The 22,055-nt window shown below is 53.2% G+C and carries 24 protein-coding genes; 15 read left to right on the forward strand and 9 right to left on the reverse strand.

What is annotated here, in order from left to right; translation table 11 throughout:
• Nucleotides 1-13: 13 nt before the first annotated feature.
• Both WD467_02345 and WD467_02350 read right to left on the reverse strand, forming a co-directional pair.
• Nucleotides 14-757, reverse strand: a complete 744-nt coding sequence (locus WD467_02345) for a cytochrome c biogenesis protein CcdA (protein MEX2452728.1) — start codon at nucleotides 755-757, stop codon at nucleotides 14-16.
• 1 nt (nucleotide 758) lies between these two features.
• Nucleotides 759-1,226, reverse strand: coding sequence for a thioredoxin family protein (locus WD467_02350; protein MEX2452729.1), 468 nt, complete (start codon nucleotides 1,224-1,226; stop codon nucleotides 759-761).
• Between the two features lie 145 nt (nucleotides 1,227-1,371).
• Here WD467_02350 and WD467_02355 point away from each other — a divergent pair, with 145 nt between their 5' ends.
• Both WD467_02355 and WD467_02360 read left to right on the forward strand, forming a co-directional pair.
• On the forward strand, nucleotides 1,372-1,959 hold the full coding sequence (locus tag WD467_02355; GenBank protein MEX2452730.1) for a hypothetical protein: 588 nt from the start codon (nucleotides 1,372-1,374) through the stop codon (nucleotides 1,957-1,959).
• A gap of 50 nt (nucleotides 1,960-2,009) precedes the next feature.
• Nucleotides 2,010-2,144, forward strand: a complete 135-nt coding sequence (locus WD467_02360; GenBank protein MEX2452731.1) for a hypothetical protein — start codon at nucleotides 2,010-2,012, stop codon at nucleotides 2,142-2,144.
• 29 nt (nucleotides 2,145-2,173) lie between these two features.
• Here WD467_02360 and WD467_02365 read toward each other — a convergent pair whose 3' ends face one another.
• A complete protein-coding gene (locus tag WD467_02365; protein ID MEX2452732.1) occupies nucleotides 2,174-2,620 on the reverse strand; it encodes an S-layer homology domain-containing protein in 447 nt (148 codons plus the stop codon).
• On the opposite strand from WD467_02365, the gene WD467_02370 reads away from it, so the two are divergent.
• Together WD467_02370 and WD467_02375 are read left to right on the forward strand one after the other, a co-directional pair.
• Nucleotides 2,603-4,120 (forward strand): hypothetical protein, encoded by a 1,518-nt coding sequence (locus WD467_02370; protein ID MEX2452733.1) that lies wholly within the window; start codon nucleotides 2,603-2,605, stop codon nucleotides 4,118-4,120. The genes WD467_02365 and WD467_02370 overlap by 18 nt on opposite strands.
• Before the next feature lie 57 nt (nucleotides 4,121-4,177).
• Nucleotides 4,178-5,017 (forward strand): hypothetical protein, encoded by an 840-nt coding sequence (locus WD467_02375; protein MEX2452734.1) that lies wholly within the window; start codon nucleotides 4,178-4,180, stop codon nucleotides 5,015-5,017.
• 147 nt (nucleotides 5,018-5,164) lie between these two features.
• Here the strand turns inward: WD467_02375 and WD467_02380 are convergent, their stop codons facing one another.
• Entirely contained in the window at nucleotides 5,165-6,016 is an 852-nt protein-coding gene (locus WD467_02380; protein MEX2452735.1) for a hypothetical protein, read from the reverse strand.
• Between the two features lie 234 nt (nucleotides 6,017-6,250).
• On the opposite strand from WD467_02380, the gene WD467_02385 reads away from it, so the two are divergent.
• The 6 genes from WD467_02385 to WD467_02410 all read left to right on the forward strand — a co-directional run bounded on the left by WD467_02385 (nucleotide 6,251) and on the right by WD467_02410 (nucleotide 11,322).
• Nucleotides 6,251-6,577, forward strand: a complete 327-nt coding sequence (locus WD467_02385; GenBank protein ID MEX2452736.1) for a cytochrome b5 domain-containing protein — start codon at nucleotides 6,251-6,253, stop codon at nucleotides 6,575-6,577.
• A gap of 16 nt (nucleotides 6,578-6,593) precedes the next feature.
• Nucleotides 6,594-7,445, forward strand: a complete 852-nt coding sequence (locus WD467_02390) for an ABC transporter ATP-binding protein (protein MEX2452737.1) — start codon at nucleotides 6,594-6,596, stop codon at nucleotides 7,443-7,445.
• Between the two features lie 2 nt (nucleotides 7,446-7,447).
• Nucleotides 7,448-8,182, forward strand: a complete 735-nt coding sequence (locus WD467_02395) for an ABC transporter permease (protein ID MEX2452738.1) — start codon at nucleotides 7,448-7,450, stop codon at nucleotides 8,180-8,182.
• Between the two features lie 73 nt (nucleotides 8,183-8,255).
• Entirely contained in the window at nucleotides 8,256-10,346 is a 2,091-nt protein-coding gene (locus WD467_02400) for a choice-of-anchor U domain-containing protein (protein MEX2452739.1), read from the forward strand.
• Entirely contained in the window at nucleotides 10,333-11,001 is a 669-nt protein-coding gene (locus WD467_02405; GenBank protein ID MEX2452740.1) for a class F sortase, read from the forward strand. Before WD467_02400 ends, WD467_02405 begins: the two co-directional genes overlap by 14 nt.
• Nucleotides 11,002-11,082: 81 nt before the next feature.
• Complete coding sequence (locus tag WD467_02410; GenBank protein ID MEX2452741.1) at nucleotides 11,083-11,322, forward strand: hypothetical protein; 240 nt, start codon at nucleotides 11,083-11,085, stop codon at nucleotides 11,320-11,322.
• A gap of 84 nt (nucleotides 11,323-11,406) precedes the next feature.
• Here the strand turns inward: WD467_02410 and WD467_02415 are convergent, their stop codons facing one another.
• Nucleotides 11,407-12,102 (reverse strand): hypothetical protein, encoded by a 696-nt coding sequence (locus tag WD467_02415; protein ID MEX2452742.1) that lies wholly within the window; start codon nucleotides 12,100-12,102, stop codon nucleotides 11,407-11,409.
• A 195-nt stretch (nucleotides 12,103-12,297) separates the two neighbouring features.
• Between WD467_02415 and WD467_02420 the strand changes: the two genes are divergently transcribed.
• A complete protein-coding gene (locus WD467_02420; GenBank protein MEX2452743.1) occupies nucleotides 12,298-12,648 on the forward strand; it encodes a hypothetical protein in 351 nt (116 codons plus the stop codon).
• Nucleotides 12,649-12,691: 43 nt separating this feature from the next.
• Nucleotides 12,692-13,501, forward strand: coding sequence for a D-alanyl-D-alanine carboxypeptidase family protein (locus WD467_02425; GenBank protein ID MEX2452744.1), 810 nt, complete (start codon nucleotides 12,692-12,694; stop codon nucleotides 13,499-13,501).
• Between the two features lie 467 nt (nucleotides 13,502-13,968).
• Here the strand turns inward: WD467_02425 and WD467_02430 are convergent, their stop codons facing one another.
• A complete protein-coding gene (locus tag WD467_02430; GenBank protein MEX2452745.1) occupies nucleotides 13,969-14,217 on the reverse strand; it encodes an RNA-binding protein in 249 nt (82 codons plus the stop codon).
• Nucleotides 14,218-14,401: 184 nt separating this feature from the next.
• Nucleotides 14,402-15,862: a CCA tRNA nucleotidyltransferase gene (locus WD467_02435; GenBank protein ID MEX2452746.1), complete on the reverse strand. Its 1,461-nt coding sequence runs from the start codon at nucleotides 15,860-15,862 to the stop codon at nucleotides 14,402-14,404.
• Nucleotides 15,863-15,950: 88 nt separating this feature from the next.
• Between WD467_02435 and WD467_02440 the strand changes: the two genes are divergently transcribed.
• Together WD467_02440 and WD467_02445 are read left to right on the forward strand one after the other, a co-directional pair.
• A complete protein-coding gene (locus WD467_02440) occupies nucleotides 15,951-16,172 on the forward strand; it encodes a hypothetical protein (protein ID MEX2452747.1) in 222 nt (73 codons plus the stop codon).
• 41 nt (nucleotides 16,173-16,213) lie between these two features.
• Nucleotides 16,214-16,810: a MarC family protein gene (locus tag WD467_02445; protein ID MEX2452748.1), complete on the forward strand. Its 597-nt coding sequence runs from the start codon at nucleotides 16,214-16,216 to the stop codon at nucleotides 16,808-16,810.
• 2 nt (nucleotides 16,811-16,812) lie between these two features.
• On the opposite strand, the gene WD467_02450 is transcribed toward WD467_02445, so the two are convergent.
• Entirely contained in the window at nucleotides 16,813-18,009 is a 1,197-nt protein-coding gene (locus WD467_02450) for a replication-associated recombination protein A (protein ID MEX2452749.1), read from the reverse strand.
• Between the two features lie 215 nt (nucleotides 18,010-18,224).
• Here WD467_02450 and WD467_02455 point away from each other — a divergent pair, with 215 nt between their 5' ends.
• A complete protein-coding gene (locus WD467_02455; protein MEX2452750.1) occupies nucleotides 18,225-21,485 on the forward strand; it encodes an ATP-dependent DNA helicase in 3,261 nt (1,086 codons plus the stop codon).
• On the opposite strand, the gene WD467_02460 is transcribed toward WD467_02455, so the two are convergent.
• Complete coding sequence (locus tag WD467_02460) at nucleotides 21,482-22,027, reverse strand: hypothetical protein (protein ID MEX2452751.1); 546 nt, start codon at nucleotides 22,025-22,027, stop codon at nucleotides 21,482-21,484. The genes WD467_02455 and WD467_02460 overlap by 4 nt on opposite strands.
• Between the last annotated feature and the right edge of the window lie 28 nt (nucleotides 22,028-22,055).

Here is a 22,055-nt window from a genome sequence, read left to right on the forward strand (position 1 = left end):
CGAACTCTACAGTTTAGCGACGTAATCGTTCCTCAAGCCCTGACACTGGATCGTACCACCCTTTATCGAGCACATAGGTCTGGATGTCCTTATCGACCCCAAAGATAATGAATAGACCGACTAGGATAAAGAGTCCGGCTACTATGCGGTGGAACCACCCCTGCGGGTCACTTAGCCAGCCGAGTTTAGTGACGAATTTAGTCCCGAGGAGGGTGATTAAGAGCAGCATGAGGCAGAGTCCGATCGTGTAGGCTACCAGGTAGATTAGTCCTTCTAGGAACGATACCGGTAGGATAGTGGCTACTATTAGGGCATAGGTCGGGCTGCAGCTGTTAAAGACCGGTCCTAGTGCTAGGCCCATGACCATTCCACCTTTCAGGTCAGACTGCAGGTAACCTCGGCCTAGGGCTTGGTTGCTACTGCCGTACAGTCCGGTTCGGGAAATTAACTTAACCCAGAGTGCAGGAAATAACATAAAGAGGCCGAAGATAGTGATGATACCGCCAGATATGATTTGCCAGAGTTCTTGAGGTATACCTAGGAGTGCTGTAGTGGCTTTAAGTAGAAGAGAGAAGACGATAATCGAGATGGCTAAGCTACCGATGATGACCAGCACCCTGATTCGCGGTGTGGACTTAGCACCTGTCTCAGAGTCACTGCTTAGTGAACCGCCTAGGACTATCGGTAAGAGCGGCAAGATGCAAGGGGCGAGTACGGTCAAGATGCCGGCTAGGAAAGATAGAAGAAATAGACCCATATCAGAGTAGATTATCTACTAGTGTCTGTAGGGTCGGTTCCTCATACGGCACAAAGCGTTCTTCGAGTTGGCCTTGATCGTTGATTCGGACGAGTGTGGTCTGGATGGTGACTCCGTACTCGCGGCGGAGGGCCTGATTAGAGTCGTAGTCGACCTTGATGATGGTCACGCCTTCCGGAATCGATCCACTAAGGATACTCTCCTCCAGTGCTCGACACTGCGGACACCAGGGAGCGTGAAAGAAAAGAATCCTCGTGCCGGTGGTGGTGGCGATGACGTCCGGACTATAGTCGACATACTGCGATTTGTCTGTCACTGGATCGGCACTGTTATCATCTGTCGTTGTGTTTGTATCAGATGAAGCGGTTGGAGAAGTAGACTCTGTGTGCTCCCGGCCACTAGTGTAGTAGATGGCTCCGACGATAGCTATGAGCGCGATAATCGCGATGAGAATCAGCTTCTTATTCATGTCTTTATTATAACCGGAGTTTAGTCGAAATACAGCTTGGATAAGGGCTCAAGGGTGGTGGTGTTGCGGGTCGGGCATGAGCCAGCTAGAAGCTGGGAGCATAGACCTATCCTAGTAGAGAGGTTTATTATATAATATATAGATTATGGATGAACGTTTAATTTCTAATCCCAACCTCGCCTATGAAATGGCATTAGCAGAAGCGCCATTCCGCGAGTTGGCACGGATTGCCATTAGTGATGCTGAGAGGGCTTCAGATACTGTCGCGGCCGAGTGGGCGCAGCCTAAGCTCAAGGTCGCTGAGCGCGAGGACCTCGTAATTTTCGGTAAGCGCCGGGGTTATGGTCATAATATGGCCGGTCGGGTCTGGAATTGTATCCGGCGGGCTCATGTTAGTGGCTATGTTCAGCTCGATTTTGAGACTAAGCCGCCAGAAGAGGCGCGTGGAGTTAGTGCCCGCTATCGGCACTTGTCTGGTCTGCACCTCGAAAGCTTATACCGCACTATGGAAGGCATTTGCAGTAAGTTGGAGCAGGATGTGTCGCTCAGGCCGGTTGATCTATTAGGCCACGGAGCGGGAACGAAGACAGTTCAGTTTCTAGCTGAGTTTGCAGTAGCTAATAAGCCGGACTGGGCTGAGATAGATCAAGAGGGCTACAGTGATTTTCCGCCGCTACCAGCTTCGACAGCCGCCCAGGATGGGAGTAGCGGGAGCCTCTCTGGCTTCAACTAACTCCTTGCTCTGGTGGATTCACCAGTATAGATATCTATACTTCTATACTAGTGAATCCACCCGACCGGGTGGCGCGCTGTGCGGGTATAGCGACGGCGTTAGCCGTCATTCGCACAGGCGCCCCCGGTCGGGCGAGAGAAGTTCTCCGCCTCATGGGCGGAAGTGACCATCGGCTAGACCGATAGTCTTTCTCGGGGGTTGATGTACAGAGGAGCTAGCGGGGCAGTTCGGCCAAATGGCGCTCGACCAGCTCATCCAGCATGTGGGTGAGGGCCGTGGCCATCTGGGCGCGGGTAGTGGAACTAGCCGGGTCGAAGGTCGACCCGGTGGTCCCGTTGAGTAGTCCGGCGTTGAACGCCCGGGCGATGTTCTCGGCGTGAACGCCGTGGACATCGTTGAAGGGAACATCGCCGACTTCGAGTTCCACCTGGGTGGCGTACTCGAAGGCACCGACGATCATCGTCGCCATCTGCGCCCGTGTGATCGAGGCATCTGGCTTGAATGACCCATCCCGGTAGCCATCGAGAACACCGGTGACAGCCATCTGGTTGATGGAGTCACGGTGGGTCTCATCAGCACCGACGTCGCGGAAGCCGTAGTCGATCGGCGTCGGCAGATCGATCTGAGCCGCGTCGAGCAGTCGGTGCAGGAAGGAGGCCATCTGGCCTCGCGTGACGTCACGACCCGGAGCGAAGTGGTCCGCATCCACGCCCTGGGTCACTCCCCACCAGGCCAGACAGTCGATGGCCGACTGGTGAACCGATCCCGCAGTGTCGGTGAACCCGGCATCGGGTACCAGCAGGGTGGGACAGGCGTTAGTCACCTCGGCCACGGTCCAGACACTGGCCTGGGAGGTCAGTACTTGGAACTGGAGTTCGCCGGATTCGACGCCGGAGAAGCCAGCCACACAGGGGTCAGGCTCCGCGATACCGGTCGGACCGGTGCACAGAGGCACGGGGACGCCGTTGCGGAAAATGACCAGCTGCGAGGGATCGAGGTCGGAGGCGATCTCGGGATCGAGCTTGAAGTCGAGCACCAATGGCTCCTCGGGCGTAGCGTCCGGGGCCGTGATGTCGACCGTGAAGTCGAGGAACGAGAACCCGTTGGCGGGCTCAGTGTCGGTCGGGGTGCGATCGACACTGACCTCGACGGTGCCACCATTGGGGCTGGTGACCTGGGTACTGGCCCCATCGTTCTCGGCCGTGACCGAACCACCCGGCGCTACCGTCTCGCTGGCGGTGGGCTGGGGGGTCGGTTCCGGGGGTGCTGGGGGTGCGGACCGCCGGACGGTTACCTGAGCGGTATCCGTATCCAGGGTTACACCCGCCACCGTCAGGGTCGAAGTGACCGTGATGGTGTTGTTCCCCTCGTTGAGGTTGGTGTTGCCGGTGACGTTCACCGACACATGGCGGTCGTTGGCCAGCGCTACCGTCGGGGTGACGCTGGTGGTCGAGTGAGAGACACTCGAGGGAGCAGTGACACTAGCGATCTCCGCGCTCAGCGGGGAACTGGTGTCGACGGCGCCCGTGGTCGAGTCACACTCACTCGCTCCCGATCCTTCCGAGCAGCCCCACCAGTTGTTGGTGGCAGCTACCTCGACGTCACCGTCACCGTTATCGATCGCCACGGTGTTGTCCGTGAAGACCGTGTCAGTGATGGTGACGTCACCGTTGGTGCCGTAGGCGCTGGCTGGTACCAGGCCGTCGGTCGATTGCAGTCGGATGCCGATAGTGTTGCCAGTGAAGGTGCTGTCGCTGATAGTGAGGTCGGAGACCCCGGTCAGCTCCAGCCCGCCGCTGCCACCACTGCCGGTAGTGTCTGTGATGGTGACCTCGGTGAAGTCCGCCCCTTCAACTGCGTTGAGCACGATCTGGGAGTCAGTGACGACATCCTCGACCGCCAAGTTCAACGTGGTGGGAGCGACATCGACGGTACCGGAGAGGGCGATCAAGCCGAACCCACTGTCGGGTGCGAGCTCAAAGCCCGTGATCGAAACGCCGTCGATCTCGCCGGCCGTGTGGCCGGGGATGCTGATCGCGTGTCCCGAGGTGGGGGCGATCACAGTTGCATCGCTGCCGGCACCGATCAGCTGGAGGCCATCCTGGTTCAGGACGACGTTCTCAGTGAAGGTGCCGGAGCCGACGGAAACACTGCCGCCTGACTCGAGGGAGTCCACGGCGGCCTGGATCGAGCTGAAGGTGTTGACCAGCTCCATTCCGTGCCAGTGCGCGGCGTAGCTGTCGTTGCTGAGCTCCCCCTCCATGACGTCGTTGCCGAAGTTGTAGGAGTTGATGAACAGCTCCCCCAGCCCGAAGGACTCGGAGATGCCTTCGGTTCCGACCGGGATGTCCTGAGAGGCGACGACCTCGTCGGCGATGGAGAAGTGGTAGGTCTGGGAGTCGAGATCGAGTCGAATGCTGAGCGTCACCCACTCACCATAGGTGAAGGGAACGTCCGGCAGTTCGGTCCAGCCGAGTCCGGAGGTCCAGACCCGCCAGGTCTCGTTCTGGGAGTAGGTCTCCGCGTCACTGTCGTACTCGGCGGAGACGAACTCGATGATGCCGAACGCCTGCGACCGGTTCTCACCGGCGGAGTCGTATCCGACGGTCCAGATACCGGCCCTGACGGCGTTGTCCTCCCAGGCGGAGTCGAGGTAGAGGTCTACCTCGACCTCAGTGGTAGGTACACCGGTTGGGGTGGTGACACCTTCGGTGCGGTAGAAGCTGCCAGTGGCAGCATCCGCACTGTCGATGCCAATTTGCAGGACGTCATCCCGTCCGGCGTAGGAAACCGATCCCCAGCCCGCCGACGGCTCCTGCCGGTCGGGGGACCAGTTGGTCACCTCATCCGGAGTGAAGTCGATACTGGACTGGGTGACGGCCTTGCCGTCCGGGGTAGTGGCTGTTGCCTCCGGTGCCATTCCGATGCTCAGCGCCAAAGTACTCAGCACCAGCGCCAGAAGGGCGAGGATCGTGGTGGCATTACGCCACCGAATTTGCAGGTTCATCTCTATCCTGTCCTGGTTGGAGTAGGGTACCATCCTGCAACCGACCTGTAAGTCGGTGGTTAGCGAAGTTAGTTTTCTCCTCTGTATGTCAAGGTACATGAAGCCCACCCACAGCGTTAAACTGTGAACGGACAGTTGTAATATTGTATAATATTATTACTATTCTAGCAAGAGGGTAAAGAGTTAAAACTCACGCTGCTATAAACAGTTAAGAAGATCGAGATCTAATGGTCCGGAGAGCGTATTACAGTCGACAGCTTCTTCGTTAGAATCCGCGTCTGCATCAGTCGATGTAGTCTCTGTGGTGGTGTTTTCATCTGGTGCGGCGCTAGTCGGTGTAGCAGTTGTGGGCTGGTCTGACTCACTGTTATTTGGTGCAGCTGTTTGTTGGGATGAATGAACCGGGGCTACAGTTGATTCATCGACCGGTCCGACCGGCTTAGTCTTCTCATCACTAGTGGTATCTTCATCTGTATCACTTCTGTCGCTGACGTTTTCTTGCACTACCACTGGTGCACCGTGGTTGTCTGGATCACTACTACGAGTGACATTGGTGGAGTTTTGCATCACGATAGCGAAGAGAATGGCGAAGATGAGAAACTGCAGCAGCAGGATGCCGATCACCGTGCGGCGTAGCCAGAGTGGGCCGGCTAAGACCTGACTAGAGGGATCGGCTAGCTTAGAGCGGATAGTAGTTATGACGCTATCGTTTGGTTTGGGCTTAGTGATCTTAATCGGTTCGGCTCTGGTCTGAGTTTTGTTAGCGTCTCGACGCTGCGGTCGTCCGGTATTAAGGGGCAAGCTCAAGCTGCTGGGGATAGCACTGTAGAAAGACTGGGCTACCTTACTACGGGGTGGGCGGGGGGTGACTCGCAGTTTCTCACTACGCAAATCAAGCTGGTTTTGTTCTAGCTTATGGTCGGCCTGGGGGCGATCTCGTTCCTGTTCGCGGTATGTCTGTGCTTGGCGCCGCTCCCGGGCCTCGGCTCGCTTATCAGCCTCAGACCGCAGATCTATGCGGTTCAATCTAGAGCCCTCATGGTAGTACATCTCCTAACCTCCCTATCATCTATATTATAGCGTGGGTAAGATTCTAAATCAACTTTATGGCTCTACCAAGCTACTATCTCTATTACGCTCATGCTTTATTTATTAACTATGCGTGATTAGCCTGCTTAAAGCTTGATGAAGTGATAATCTGAGATCAAGTGGCGGCTAGATCGGGGCTGAATAGTTAAATGCTTATGGTAATATAAGAGTTAGATTAAGTAGAGAGGCTTCTAGATGAATAAAAAGATCCTAGCGGTATTAGTATTAGCAGTAGTGGCTGCGGTAGCCTATGGGGCTTGGCTTTTCTTCGACCAGAGTGAGAGCGACACTTATACAATGAGTGAAGTGGCCGAACACGATACAGCGGAAGACTGCTGGTTAGTCATCGACGGCACAGTTTACGATGCTACCGATTATCTAGATGAGCACCCACCGGGAAGCGATTCGATCGAGCGCAGTTGTGGCCTAGATGTTACCGCAGGATTTGAAGCTGTGCGAGCTCATTCAGCCGAGGCTGAAGCATTACTTAGCGGTTATCGTATCGGCGAGCTAGCCGAGTAGCCTGCTCATCTTCCCTATGTTGGTAATTAAGTTAGACAATCTAACCAAGACCTTTGGTACTACAACGGCTCTGCGAAACTTCTCACTAGAGATCGAAAGTGGACAGGTGGTGGGGCTACTGGGCCCGAATGGAGCCGGTAAATCTACCTTAATTAAGTCATTAGCCGGTGGTGTCCGGCCCAGCGCTGGCGGGGTAGAAGTCTTCGGCCAGAACCCCCTCAGGCAGCGACGACAACTGGCCCATCGCTTTGGCTATATGCCTCAAGCTGCCTGTCTGTACGAGGATCTATCAGTACGGGATAACATTCGCTTTTTCGCTCGGCTACATAGCGCCCAGGTTTCCACCGCTGCAATCGATGAACTGCTGGAGTTTTTAGGCATGAGTGAGAAGCGGGACGAACGGGTGCAGCACTTATCCGGGGGTATGAAGACTCGAGTCTCGCTGGCTTGCGCTATGATCCATCAGCCCAACATCCTTTTTCTCGATGAGCCGACGGCTGGACTCGACCTCTCGTTGAAGCGGATTCTGTGGAGCTTATTTAAGCGCTTGGCTGGAGAGGGCAAGACACTTCTGATCAGTACACATCTGATGGACGAAGCGCTACTGTGTGATCGTTTAGCTATTATTCGGGAGGGTCAGCTGCTAGTTCATGATACTCCGGCGCAGATAATTGCCCGGGGGCAAGTCAAAATCGAACTAGAGCAGCCGGACGGGAAGCAGATCAGTCAGTCAGTAGCAGCTGATCCGGTGGCTATCGCAGACTTCCTGCATGATTATGGCCTGGACCCTAAGGTAAAACGGCTCAGCGTCGAGCGGGAATCGCTGGAGGATATTACTATCGCTATTGTAGATGGAGAGCAGGAATAGCTATGCGTAATATGTTCACGCTCGGCCGCCGGGTGCTCAACCAGCTTTTCCGGGACAAGTGGTTTCTGATCTTCTCCTTGGCTGCACCGGTACTTATCATTATCGTTTTACGGGTATTTTTCGACACTCTACCGGAGCAGATGCCGGTTGAGGAGCTGGTAGTGGCCTTAGCAGCTACGGTCGTCTTCATCATCACGTTCGTACTCTGCATGATATCTGTGGTGGAAGAGCGAGTTAACGGCACTCTGGAGCGGATGTATGTTAATGGGGTATCGCGGCCGACTATCATCGTCGGTTATGTCCTGGGCTACCTCGTCCTAGCTACGGTTCAGACCGCTATCGTAATCGCGATGATTCTAGGTTTGTTCGATCTCAGCTATAGCATCAGTGTGCTGGTCTGGCTGTTTGCGACGATCTGGCTACTTGCTTTAGCCTCGGTCGCCCTCGGAGTGTTAATTTCTAGCTTCGTCCGGCGTCAGGTGCAGATTATCCCGTTTATCCCGCTGGTATTACTACCGACCATCTTCCTCTCCGGTATCATGGTCGACCCTACTCAGCTACCCCTGCCGGCCCAGATTGTTGGTCGAGCTACGCCGCTATACTATGCTAATAACGCTATTCAGGAAGCTACCGGAGGTCAAGATCTAGCGATAATCTGGCCTCAGATTGCAGCCCTAGTGGGTGTGATCGCTATCTTCCTCTTTTTAGCTTCGCGGACACTTAAAACGGTCGAATAATCGTTGCATAAGCATAATAATATGGTCTAGTATGCAACATCAATGTATACTGAAGCTTAATTGATTCGGAGATATGCCGGTGCTACAACTAGCGGCTTTGAGAGTTAAAACCCATCGACCTCATTTTGCGGCCCTGCATCTAGTTGCGATCGGGGTGCTAGTACTTTCTACTTGGGCTAGCAGCATGCTCTATGGCGGCGATAACGTGCGGGCTGCGGCTCCGGTGGAGATTACTAACTGCACCGAGTTAGAGAATATCAGTTTGGATCTGGCCGGTGATTACGTACTGGCTAACGATATCGACTGCGCCCCTAGCGATGGTGCAGTGCACTACAGTGAAGACTTTGAGGGTGGTGGGGCCGGCTGGGTTAGTAGTGGTACTAATGATACTTGGAGCCTGCTCGATGAGACTTGTGACCGAGAGGATGTGGCGGCGGCACCATTTAACTTCGATTCGACGGTGCATGGCAGTAACGGTAAGGCCGGCCCCGACTGCTTAGGTGGTAACGAGGAGACAAGTACGCTGACTAGTCCAGCCATCGGTCTACCGGTAGTTAGTAATCTCTACCTACGCTTTGACTCGTGGGCGTACGATCAAGGCGGTAAGTGTACCGATGATAGTGCAGACGACACTAAAGATGTGGCGCTAGTGGTTAACGGTGGTCCGGCTCAGATCTTAAACGACTGCTACGCTCTTCATCCTAATAGTGCCGCTCAGGATGAGCTGGGTGCTCATACCTGGTGGTTTGACCTGTCAGCTTATGCCGGGGAAACTATTGAGCTTAGCTTCCATTATCAGACTCAAGATAACGATCTCGGCTTTGAGTTAGGCTGGTTCATCGATAATGTTGCGATTACCGAGACCGATTTCTTTGAACCGATCGGTACCACGGGGGATAGCTTCGACGGTACACTCGATGGAGATGATCACACTATTTCGAACTTGCTGATAGAGGAGACCGGTGATTACGTCGGTTTGTTTGGTTATACCGGTGCAACTGCCGAGATTAAAAACGTCGGGCTCACGAGCGGCAACCTATTTACCACTGGGAGTTATGCTGGTGGTCTAGTCGGATTTAATGCAGGAACTTTAGAGAACGTTTACGCTAATCTCGATGTACGTGGGGCAAATAACATCGGCGGCTTAGTCGGCAGTAGCTCCGGGGAGATCTCGCAGGCTTCTGCCGGCGGTGAGGTAATCGGTGAGGATTTCGTTGGCGGCTTAGTCGGTGAAGTAAACGGTAGTGTGAGCTACTCTTCAGCTACCGGTCAGGTCAGCCTACCCGGTAATTGCTGCGCAGGCGGCCTGATCGGGGCCCTCTACGGTACGGTAGATAACTCTTACGCCCGGGGCAAGGTATCGAGTGACGGTCTGAGCGGTAACCAAGGCGGCTTAGTCGGCGTCAGCACTGGCATGCTGACTAATTCCTACGCCACTGGAGTGGTGACCGGCACATTACCACTGGGCGGTCTGATCGCTACTGATGTAGGCAGTGTGGTTAACTCCTTTTGGGATATGGAGACCTCCGGCCTGACAACCAGCGCCGGCGGGGAAGGCAAGTCTACAGCTGATATGCTAGATGTCGCTACGTATACCACAGATCTGGCTAGTGCGGCTTGGGATTTCGATATGATTTGGCGTATCGATCCTTTATTTAACGATGGCTATCCTTACCTTTGGTGGCAGGCTGTCGAGCCGGATCCGGAGTTGCACCGCTACGGTTTTACCAATCCGATTACCGGCAACTATGTAGTTCTAGAGGCCGACGTCGGTTGTGAGATTATCTCAGCTACTATGACACCTGAGACCAGTAATCAGCTAAAGGACGTGGCTTTCGATTACCCTCACGGTTTAATGAATTTTGTAATCGATTGCCGCACGCCGGGCTATACGACTACAATCACGCAGTATCACTACGATGTAGTTGGGGAGTACAATCTGCGTAAATATGATCCTAATATTCCCGCCTATTTTACGGTGAGTGATTCGACTCTAACGGCCACTACTAACTCTGGACAGCCAGTCCTAGTAGTAGTTCACCAGGTGACGGATGGCGGCGAGCTCGATATCGATAGTATAAGCGATGGTATCATCACCGACCCGATCGGCCTGGCCGTTAATGTAGTCGGGGTACCTAATACTGGCCTCGGTGGGGGCAGGTAATGATTTGGTAGTCCAGTCTAAGTTATCCCCGCTGCAGTCCGAAACCGTGATAAGTCTGGTGCTAATTTTACTCACTGTAGTTGTGCTAGGTTACTTACCTTCGCCCAACACGACCAGCGAGGCCACGGCCCCTACGCCCCTTACTTATTCGACCGATCGGCCGAGCGAAGAGCGGCCCACTAAGGACCGTTACCAGTGGCGCGGTGGGGCGGCAGACCCTAAATATATCGAGCTACCGACCATTAAGAGCGAAGGCTTCATCCAGCCGGTGGGCGTAGACCAATATGAGCAAGTCGCGGTACCGGACAACATTCACCTGGCCGGCTGGTTCAGCGAGAGCGTACGGCCAGGTAAGCCAGGGTTGAGCATTATCGACGGACACGTCGATGGTCGCAGCAGTGACGGTATATTCAAACGGCTGGCTCAGTTAGCGGTGGGGGACAACTACAATATCGAGCTTGGTGATGGACGCAAAGTGTCGTTTAAGGTTACTGCCGTGCAAACAGTCGCTACTCACGCTGCTGCCGATGTATTGTTCTCGCAGAGCCCCGGTATCAAACGTCAGCTTAACTTAATCACTTGCGGGGGTAGCTTTGACTCCGGCGCACGGGAGTATGAGCAGAGGGTGATCGTTAGCTCAGAAGCGCAGCTTTAATATTTATAAGTACATTGACAATATGTCAAGCTTATGCTAATATCTAAGAACAATCAACTTAAAACAAACAGAAAGGAATCGATGGAAACACTAACGCAAACTAACGCAGATAATTTAGAACTAAATGATCCTGATCGTGTAGCGGAAGGAGCCGCCGATCGCGCCGAAGCCGATGGTCGCTGGGCGGCCTGGGCTGAGAGTCACGGAACGGAATTCCAGTCTCCTACTGACGCACCTGGCTCTGGGGAGCAGGAGCAGTCCGAACTTAGTCTAGCTAGCTCTGATAGGGATAGCACTGGGGTCGAAGAGCTAACTCAGTAGGACACTTGGAACTTACCCTAAAGGGGCCGGACATTCGGTCCCTTTTTAGTTTGGTTAGATAATTGCGATTACTTAACCGCCAAACTAGTCCTGATAGAAATAGACGAAGTTGTAGTTACCGTAATAGTAGTTGCCATCCAGTGCCGGTACCCAGGCGCTGTCGACGCGGTGGGGCGTATAGCTGTACAGTGCCGCTGTAGCGCAACTGCCGAGTCGGGTAGCCCGACCATCGATCATGGTAACGTGGCCGCGATACCAGCGCGGTGCGACTCTCCAGCCTAGCCAGCTCGTTTTATCTCCACAGGCACGGTCATAACCGACGCGTAGTAGGGTGGCACCGAGCTGGATCTGATTAGAAAACCCGAAGAAGTCGGCCGCACAGTCTGCCCCATCCGGGCAGCCATAGCCCATGGCCGTCCGGTACTGCCAGGTTTGAGGGTCTTTGGCCGTGACCAGGGAGTTTTCTTTCTGTAGGGTTATCAGGATAACCTGGGGGTTGAGGCCGATCTCTGCAGCGGTGGTGGCGATAATCTCCGCCGCTGTCCGCCCGGTAGTTGGATCTTGGTAGCTCTTCAGACATAAGCTACCTTCACAGTCAGCCCCCTTAGCCTCTAGAAAGTTCTGGATGGCGGTGGCATTAAAGCTAAGGTCACTAGTGAAAAACCGGTCATCGATGATGTGGTGGGTGTGAGCAGGCTCGACTCGAGGCGAAATAGCGTTTATACCGCTAGGGTTAGGTAGAAGGAGCGCTAGGATTAGTAGGAGAGTTGGCTTCCACATAATCTAATTATACGTTTCTTGTCTTAATTAAGTTGGATTAAACTTCTTCCTATCTGTCCGCCCTAAAATTAGCCGACAGCAAGTACCTCCCTAGTCGCTGGCACCCGCTATGCGGTATTATAGGGGTAGTGAACGCTTACGGTTAAAGTTAATATTCATGCTACAAACGTTAGCTAAGAAGGTAGTAGTATCATAATGAGTAAGTTCAGATTTAAGCGTACTAAGACCAGCAGGCCGACAGCTCAAGCGGCGCTGAATTGGAGCGGTCTGCAACCTTTAGCAGATGAAACGCCGGGCTATCTATTCGACACGACTGAACCACTCGAGAGGGTGGAGCCAACGACTCCAAGTGAGACAGTCGGTCGTAGTGGTCTGCAGCCAATTTTTATTGATTCAATCGGTACTTCAGCTACCTCAAGCACTATCTCCGATCTGCCTCCTTCTAGTCCCCCTCGACCAGTCCATAACCCGGAGCCGTCGCCACAGACTACCCCGCCACCCACTCGGCCAGCGTGGCGACCGCATCGTCTAGACGGACTGTCTTAGCTTAATATCTGAGTTGGTCCGTTAGCTTTGTTATACTGGGGCCATGAGAAAGCTACGTCTTATAAGCGGTGTAATCCTAGTCTTTGCAGCTCTAGCATACGGTAGTTGGTGGTATACCGATCAGGCTAACACTGCCACGGCTAATTCTCGGCCAACAAGTGACGTTACTATTACGGCTAGCCAAGCCGAGCAGTGGGTGGCCGCTTGGTATGCGGCTGACCTAGCCGCCGCAGAACTTCTGACCACTCCGCCGGCTATTACCGGTGATAATGCAGCCGATACGCGCATTCAGCAACTAGCTGAGCGCCGTGGTTATCGCCTCCAGCCTGTAGCGGAGGGCGAGTTGGTCGAGTATGAAGGGGTGGAGCTACAGCCGGTGGTGATCCCGGCATGGAAAGAGCTAAGAGCTATAGCTGAGGCCGAGGGTTTACGTCTCGGTCTGGCAGCCGGTTACAGCTCGATCGAGACAGAGCGTCAGCTGTTCTTAGCCGAACTAGAGGCGCGGGCAGAGGCACTTATCGGCCGAAGTTATACCTCGGCTCAGATTGCTAGTGGTACGGCCGATGTCATAATTAACGATATCCTGCGCTCTCAGCCCGCGCCGGGCTACTCGAAACATCACGCTGGTTATGCTATAGATATTAGCGACTTGAGCCTAGAGGGCTCTGAGCTCAATTTTCGTGATGGTCCGGTCTATGCTTGGTTAGCAGCCGATGCTTATGCTAACGCTCGGCGCTTCGGTTTTCTACCTAGCTATCCGGCTGGTGGGCCAAGTCAGGAACTGGATAGGGGTGAGCCAAATGAGTTTATCTGGGTGGATATAATTTGCATCAATGCGGAGTGTAGCGAATAGATCCCGAGGGATTGCTGTGTGGCTAGGGGATAGTTTACTTGCTGTTATGGATTATATATTGTATAGTAACTTAAGATAAGAGGTTACAAGCTATGTCAACGCCTGAAGGATTGAGCAACGAAACATATTCGGATCCTATAATAGTTACAGGAGATTTAGACCCCTCGCAATTGCCCGGTGCGTTAAAATCGGGTCTATTAGGGAGGACTGCATGCCTACCTTTCTCAGAAGGTCGTAGTCCAGCTTCGGTTGAAAAAGAACTTGAAGTCTACGCTGCAGTATCTACTTCTTGGACCATTAATGAAACTAAAATTACTGCCGATAGTAAGTGTCCTCGTTGGCGTAAATGTTCAGATTGTCCTAACGCTAATTCGTAAGCTCATACAGTTGTTAGGAGTATATTAATTCCATAAATAACAAACCTCCGCTAAAAAGCGGAGGTTTGTCTTAGCTTTAAGCTTAAAGGCTTATTGCTTAGGTCGAGCGAGGTCAACCCGTAGGTTGCGGCCTTCAAACTCTTTTTCGTTCAACTGAGCAACGGCTGCTTCAGCTTCTTCATCGCTGGACATTTCCACGAATCCGAATCCCTTTGAGCGTCCGGTCTCACGGTCAGTGATGACCGCTACTGAAACGACAGTTCCAGCTTGAGCGAAGTGCTCTCCGAGGGCTTCCTCAGTTGTTCGATACGGCAGATTGCCGACATATAGTTTTGCCATTATTTGGCTCCTTTTTAATTAGCGCTAACTCGTTCGGTTCGGTGTTAGGCTAATGAGAGCCAATAACGATACGCGAGACCTTTAAGTCAGTCGAGCTTATTGTAGGTGTTTTATAGCGGTTTGGCAAGCAAGTTATTTCTGGACTAATTGCCGCTAGTCTCAAAGGCGGTATATATAGCCCAACCTAGGGGTTAGATTGCTGCAGCCAAGTAGTAGCGAATTTGTGCGCCTCCTCGGCATTATCAATCTCGTGGTTAAGGTAGGCGTCCTCGAGGGCCATTAGCACTTCGCCAAGAAGTGGGCCCGGGGAGAGATCGAACTGCTGCTGCAGCCATTTGCCATCGATACCAAGGTCGTCCTTCAGCGAAGGGGGGTGGGTTTTACGCTGTCGCTGGAACTCCTGCCAGAGCCGCTCTAAGCGGCTAAAGTCCCCGGGACCATCATCGATCACGCCACTGGCGGTCTTGCTCCAAGCGGCATGGGCGTCGGCCCGATGTAGCTCCAGGAGATCTGCAAAAGCGGAATGGTGCATAAAGTTCTCCGCTCGTCGCGGCCGCATCTGAGGCAGCTCATCGATAGCTAGATGGTAATGAATCATCCAAGCCACCTCGGATTGAAAGCTGGTAGAAAAACGCAGCCGCTCAAGTACCGTGCGGGCTAGCTCGGCTCCTAGACGGTGGTGGTCATCGAATCGAATTCGGTCGCCGGTCTCACTCTGACTGCGATAAGACGGAACCTTACCGATGTCATGTAGTAGAGTCGCCCAGGCCAGGCGGGGCGAAACGATATCAGGTAGATAGCCGATACTAAGCAAGCTATGGGTAAATACGTCGCCTTCGGCGTGCAGATTGTCCGGTTGAGGTACGGCTTTAGTGGCGGATAGTTCGGGTAGTAGCTGTTCTAACCCGCCCAACCGATCGAGCTCTTCAATCGCCTGACGACGGCTAGGGTGCATTAGTAGTCGGCTGAGTTCAAATTTAACCCGATCGACGGCGATATCGGCAAGTTTGCCGTGAGCTATAGCTGTTTGGAGGGCAGTTTCCGTCTGGGGGTCGAAACTGAAATCGAGCTGAACCTTAAGTCGGATACCGCGGAGAATGCGCAGCGGGTCCTCTTGAATTCGCTGCTCTGGGTCGCCGATGAAGCGGACTACTTTACGGCCAAGGTCTTCGATACCCCCGGTCTGGTCGACTACTTGGTCGCTAATGGGGTCAAGCGCTAGAGCGTTAATAGTAAAGTCGCGGCGCTGCAGATCGTCAATTAGGGAAGCGAAAGCAATCTTGGTTTGAGTGCGTCCTAGGTGCGCTTCGATATCCTGCCGGTAGGTAGCTATCTCGAGCTCGATCTCATGCGTGCTAGAGCTGTCGGCCTTCGGGACAGAGACGTAGACGCGCGTCACCCCGTAGGCTTGGGCAGTATCTTTGTAGTGAGAGCGCACAAACTCAGGACAAGCTAGGATGTCTTCCGGTCGGGCATTAGTGGCTAGGTCGAAATCCTTTGGGGTGCGTCCGAGTAGGATATCCCGGACGGCACCGCCGATGATGTAAGCCTCAAACCCGGCACTATTTAAGATATCGGCCGCTCGCCGGGCGGCCGCATAGTGGGGCCAGTCGGTTTCAGGGTGGTTATGCAGGGCTGTATCCATAGTGTCATTGTACCGCACAACCCTTGTGCTTATATGCCACGTAGCAGCAGAGATAAGAGAGTTGTGTCCCAGACTGTATAATCATATTATGTCGCACAGTCATAAGGTATTCGTAGCTACTATGATGGCTATAGTAGTGGCCAGTGTAGCGGCCTATCTCCTACTTGATGAGGGGTGGTTTCAGGCTTTACTGCCGTTTTCTATCAATCAGCGGGTCGAGACATTTAGTGTGTTTGCCGTCTTCTTTATCTTCATTTTTGACGTTTTGGTATTTGCTATCGAGACACCGGTTAGCCAACGCACTAAGTAAGTGCTTGACGAGTATAATCGGCCAGCGTAACGTAGAGTCTTATGGCTCAGCTTATCATCTCATTCTTAGTCTTAATGAATCCGTTCGCGCTTTTTGTCTATCTGTTGCCGTTAAAGCGGGAGTTAGGGCTGTCAAGCTTTATCCAGATTCTGTTGCGGGCCAGCTTAATCTCTTTCATCATCTATGTCCTCTTTGCTCTATTTGGACAGCAGATCTTCAGTACACTATTGAAGATAGACTTTGATTCATTTCGGATCTTCGGTGGAATAGTGGTGGCTAGTTTTGCCCTTAGCTTTATTCTACAAGGGAAAAAATCGTTGATTACGACTCGTGGCGAGCTATCCTCGATCGCAGCTGAAGTAGCGCTACCGTTTATGGTTGGTGCCGCTACTATTACTCTTAGCATCTTAATCGGTCGCTCACTCTCAGTTATAAATGCAATCGCTACCATCGGTGCCGCCATGAGCATTAACGCAATCATCATCGTGCTATTAGCTCTATTCCGTCAAACTTTAAAGAACCGCATGCTGGAGGTGTTCGATAAGAATATGGATATCGTTTTACGGGTGAACGGTTTTTTTGTCGGCGCCATTGGGGTCGACTTAATTATCACTGGTATCCGTGGCTTGACGGGATAGCGCTACTCTGCTGCCGGCCAGATAGCAGTATCCTCTAGCTCTTGGGGTAGAAAGCCGGCTTCGGGCTTAAAATCGGCCTGCCACTTATAGTCTTGGCCGTAACCGAGATCTTTCATTAGTTGGGTCGGGGCGTTACGGACATGTAGAGGAACTGGAGCGTCCGGGTAGGCTTTGGCCGCCTGTAACGCTGCTCCCATGGCATCGGCTACGGCACGGGACTTGGGCGAACGGGCCAGCACACTAGCACAGTGAAAAAGACTGTACTGGGCTTCCGGCAGACCGATGCGCTCGACCGCTTCGAAAGTTGCTACGGCTAAGTTCAGCGCGCCGTTTACCGCGATACCGATGTCTTCGCTGGCAAATATGACCAGACGGCGGGCGATAAATTTGGGATCCTCTCCGGCCGCTAACATGCGGGCTAGATAGTAGAGCGAAGCGTCGATATCACTACCGCGCAGTGATTTTATAAAGGCGGAGATAAGGTTGTAGTGCATCTCGCCAGCCTTATCGAAGCCAGGGATACGAGTCTGTGCCGCCGTCTTTACTATCTTTGGGGTCACCTGCTTACCCTGACTAATCTGCAGACTTAGTTCTAGGGTGTTAAGAGCGGTCCGAGCGTCTCCGGCTGAGACCTCTACTAGATATTCCAGTCCCTTGGAGCTGAGACGGCTAAGCGACTTTAGCCGTTTAGCCGCACTGCGGACGATCGTTTTAATCTCTTCTGGCTTGAGCGGCTCTAGCACTAGTACACGGCTGCGGGAGAGTAGTGGACGGATAACTTCGAAACTGGGATTCTCAGTGGTAGCACCAATGAGAGTGATAAGCCCGCTTTCTACGTGGGGCAGGAAGGCGTCTTGCTGAGCCTTGTTGAAGCGATGGATTTCATCGACAAAGAGGATAGTGTTGAGCTGTAAGCGTTGGTTCTCCTCGGCTCGCTTAATCACTTGGCGTACATCTTCCAGTCGAGCGGTGACTGCACTGACCTCGACAAAATCGGCCTCGGTGATCTGGGCTAGAATGCGGGCCAGTGTCGTCTTGCCACTGCCCGGTGGTCCCCAGAGGATGAGCGAGCTGAGCTGCTTCTGCTCGGCCAATTGACGGACTAGTCCGTCTGGGCCCAAAAGATGTTCTTGGCCGATAAAGTCGCTTAGCTCCTGTGGGCGCATCTGTTCAGCTAGTGGGGTGTACGTCGACTCCATATCGTCCAGTATAGCATTCCATTCGCTTTATGTTCGCCTAATTCTATACATGCGACCTCCTGCCCCACCACCCAAAATCTTCAAAAAGTGTCCGATCGGACACTTTTTGAAGATTATTTATAATCCTAGCACTGGCAATGGGTGATAACGTGCTCGAGAGGGTAGGAATTAGTAGGGATAGATACGGGTAGGCCATAGTTTATACTAGGCTTTACATGATGGATTTTGAGCAAGAGTATAAGAAGCTGAATCAGGCCCAAGCGGCGGCGGTCGATGCTATCGACGGACCGGTCATGGTGGTGGCTGGTCCTGGTACCGGTAAGACACAGCTTTTGAGTATGCGCGTGGCGAACATCTTGCGTCGAACCGATGCGCTGGCGCGTAACATTCTCTGCCTGACCTTTACCGAGTCGGCCGCTACAGCTATGCGGGAGCGCTTGCTGAGCTTAATCGGCTCCGAAGCTCATAAAGTTGCTATTCATACTTTTCACAGTTTCGGGGTAGAAGTGATCAATCAATACCCCGAGTACTTTTATAACGGTGCCCGTTTTACTCCATCAGATGAAGTGCTGCAGATCGAAGTGATCGAATCTATCCTGCGCTCCTTACCGCACGATAGTCCACTAGCTGCCACTATGAATGAGAAATTTGTCTATTTGCGCAGTATTAATATGGCGATTGGGCACTTGAAGAAAGCCGGTCTGACACCGACAGACTTGCGGCAGATTCTAGCGGATAATCGGCAGGCTTGTGATATGGCTGAGCCTATTTTGCAGGAAGCCTTCGCTCTACCGCGGTTGAGTAAAAGCCATCTACCGCGCATCCGCGAGTATTACGACCAGCTGCCGAGCGGTAACGTAAGCGATCTACCGGAGCCATTCCGGCCGTTGTTTGAAATCATGATCCACTCACTATCAGAAGCTCTAGCGGAGGCGGAGGAACTGGGGAAGACGACTCCGATAACGGCTTGGCGACTTAGTTGGTTAGAGAAGAATACCGCCGGGGATTACGTCTTTCGTGACCGTAAACGCGATCAACGTCTGAGTGCGCTGGTGGAAGTTTATGAAGGTTATAACGCAGAGCTTCTCGTCCAGGAACGCTACGATTTTTCCGACATGGTACTTCAGGTTTTGCGCGCCCTCGAGCATGAAGATGGTCTCCGCTTTAGTCTGCAGGAACAGTATCAGTATCTGATGGTCGATGAGTTCCAGGATACAAACGACGGCCAACTTCGCTTACTCTATCTTCTAGCTGATCACCCCGTACACGAGGGCAGTCCTGATGTGATGGTGGTGGGTGACGACGACCAGGCAGTGTACAAGTTCCAAGGAGCGGAGGTGAATAACGTCCTGCATTTTCAGCGTAAATATGCCGGGCTGCAGCTAGTGACCTTGACGGAGAACTATCGCTCTCACCAGGCTGTATTAGAGGCAGCTAGGGAGGTGATCACCCAGGGTGAGGTACGGCTGGAGACGGAACTAGAAATGATAGATAAATCACTCCGCGCAGTAAATAGGAGCGTTCCGATCGGTGAGATCAAGCTCTCTCGACTGGAGACGGCCGAGCATGAGTATGGTTTTGTGGCCAGTGAGATTAAACGGCTGATCGCTAGTGGTGTCCCGGCTGGCGAGATCGCCGTGCTCGGTCGTCAACACCGCTATTTAGAGGAGTTGATGGCTCACCTGCGCGCGGCCGACATCCCGGTAGTGTATGAGCGGCGCAGTGACGCCTTGCGTGAGTTTCATATCGAACAGTTAATCGATATGGCCACACTAGTGCATCTGCTTAGTCAGGGTGATCAGACTGCGGCAAACGAATATCTTTCTCGAGTCTTAAGCTATCCCTTCTGGGAGCTCGACCCGGTAGTCCTTTGGCGCTTGAGTCGACAGGCCTATGAAGAGCGGCGACTGTGGCTCGACATCATGTTGGAGGGTGGAGGTAGATTAGAGCGAATTGCACGTTGGCTGCTCGAGATCGCTCAAGCAGCTCAGGCCGAACCGGTCGAGTATGTACTGGATAGGCTGATCGGCGTCGAAGCGAAAAAAGAGTTTGTCTCGCCTTATCGCAGCTATTATTTCTCTGCAGATCGGTTCGAGCACGCCCGTGGCGAGTATCTGGTCTTTCTCTCCTCCTTGCGTTTGCTACGTAATCGCCTGCGCGAGTATCGGCATGGACAAACGATTTATCTGAGTGATTTTATCGATTTCATCGAGGTGCATCGCACTAATCATATGCCCATAGTGGATGAAACACCTTTTGTCAGCACGGATGACGCCGTGCACGTGATGACGGCGCATAAATCGAAAGGGCTTGAGTTTCATACTGTCTTTATTATCAGCGCCCAAGAATCGGTTTGGACTAGTAGCGGTGGGCGGCAGGAGATTACCTTTCCGGTTAACCTGCCGATTACTCCACCGGGCGACGCCTTCGATGATCAGCTACGCCTCTTCTTTGTCGCTATGACTCGGGCTAAGTCAAACCTCTACATTACCAGCTACCGCCATGGTAGCGGCGGTAGAGAGGTGTTACCAGTGCCGTTTCTACCACCAGAACGGTTTGTCGATATCGATGGGATTGCGGCGCCAGAGAGCATTGAAGTGCTGGAGACGGCCTGGCAGTCATATCATCCGCTGCCTAAGAGCGCTGATGCGCAGGCCGTGCTTAATCCGGTACTTGAGACCTATCAGCTTAACGTCACACACTTCACTAAGTTCCTAGATTTAATCAATGGCGGTCCGCATCGCTTCCTGCTCGAAAGCTTGCTGCAGTTTCCGCAGGCAAAGAGTCCGGTATCGGCATATGGCACGGCTGTGCATGCTGCACTACAGGAAGCCTACACAGAGCTGAAGCAGGGTAATCGACTCAGTGTAGCCGAGGTAATCAGCTGCTTTGAGCGACAGCTATTAAACCAGCGCTTAAAAGAGCCGGATTATTTGAAGTATCTCGATCTTGGTCACCGTGAGCTAGGCATATATCTAGAGCAACGTTACGAGCTATTCGCGTCAGAGCACTTGGTCGAGACTAGCTTCGCTAAACAAGGTGTAGCGGTGGGCGCCGCACGGCTTTCCGGTCGGCTAGATAAGATCATTTTGGATAAAGATAACCGGCGGGCTGAAGTGTACGACTTTAAGACTGGTAAGGCACTGCAGTCTTGGAGCCGCCGTTCGGGGAGCGAGGGGCTAAAGGCTTGGCGCTACCAGAAACAGCTAATTTTTTATAAGTTATTGGTCGAACAGTCGCGTACGTGGGGCGAATACAGGGTTGATCTTGGCTACCTCGAGTTTATCAAGCCGATCGAGGGTAAGGTCATCCTGCTCGAATACAGCATGGAGGCAGATGAGGTAGAACGGACCACCCAGTTGATTCAGGCTGTTTGGGGCTGTATCATGGCGCTCGATTTCCCGGATGTGACGCAGTATGAGAAGAGTCTAGCCGGTATCCGTCTGTTTGAGAACGATCTGCTTAAGCGGAGCTAGGCAACTTCGCCCGCGGCTTTTCGCTGTTGGTGCTGGGCAAGGAACCGCTCGCGCTCGGCCCTACCGGCCTCATTACGGTAGTAATACTGCTTGATGCTACCGAGGCTAGGCAGCTCCTCGCGGTGAGTTCCATCCGGGTCCTTGCGCCCCAGCCAGGTCTCGTAGTGCATCTTAGCGATCTCTTTGTGATCGGCGGCGGTAGTTCTTACGCGACTAGCAGCTGCTGGGGCGCTTAACCCTTTTCTCTCAGCTAGGGCGTGCAGTCCCGCTCGGGCAGGACTGCCGGCGAACTTAGAGTTTACCGCTAAGGATCCGGCGCTACTAGCCAGGCTGAGTGTGAGTAGGAGCTCACCCAAAGCGTAGTCGGCCGTATCGCAGTAATCTTCAGTCTCAGTTTGTACCTCAGTAGCGGTCGGTACTGAGGGATTCAAGTCGTAAGTCAAAGTTTCACGTTGGGCGGCAGCCGGGTCCGTGCCGACGTATGATACTTCACGTTCGATAGTGAATAGGCTGCCTTGGTCGGATGGTTCTAATCGGCTCATGAATCATACTATAGCATAAGCAGCACAT

The sequence above is a fragment of the Candidatus Saccharimonadales bacterium genome (assembly GCA_040903985.1).
Lineage (GTDB): Bacteria > Patescibacteriota > Saccharimonadia > QS-5-54-17 > QS-5-54-17 > JBBDUI01.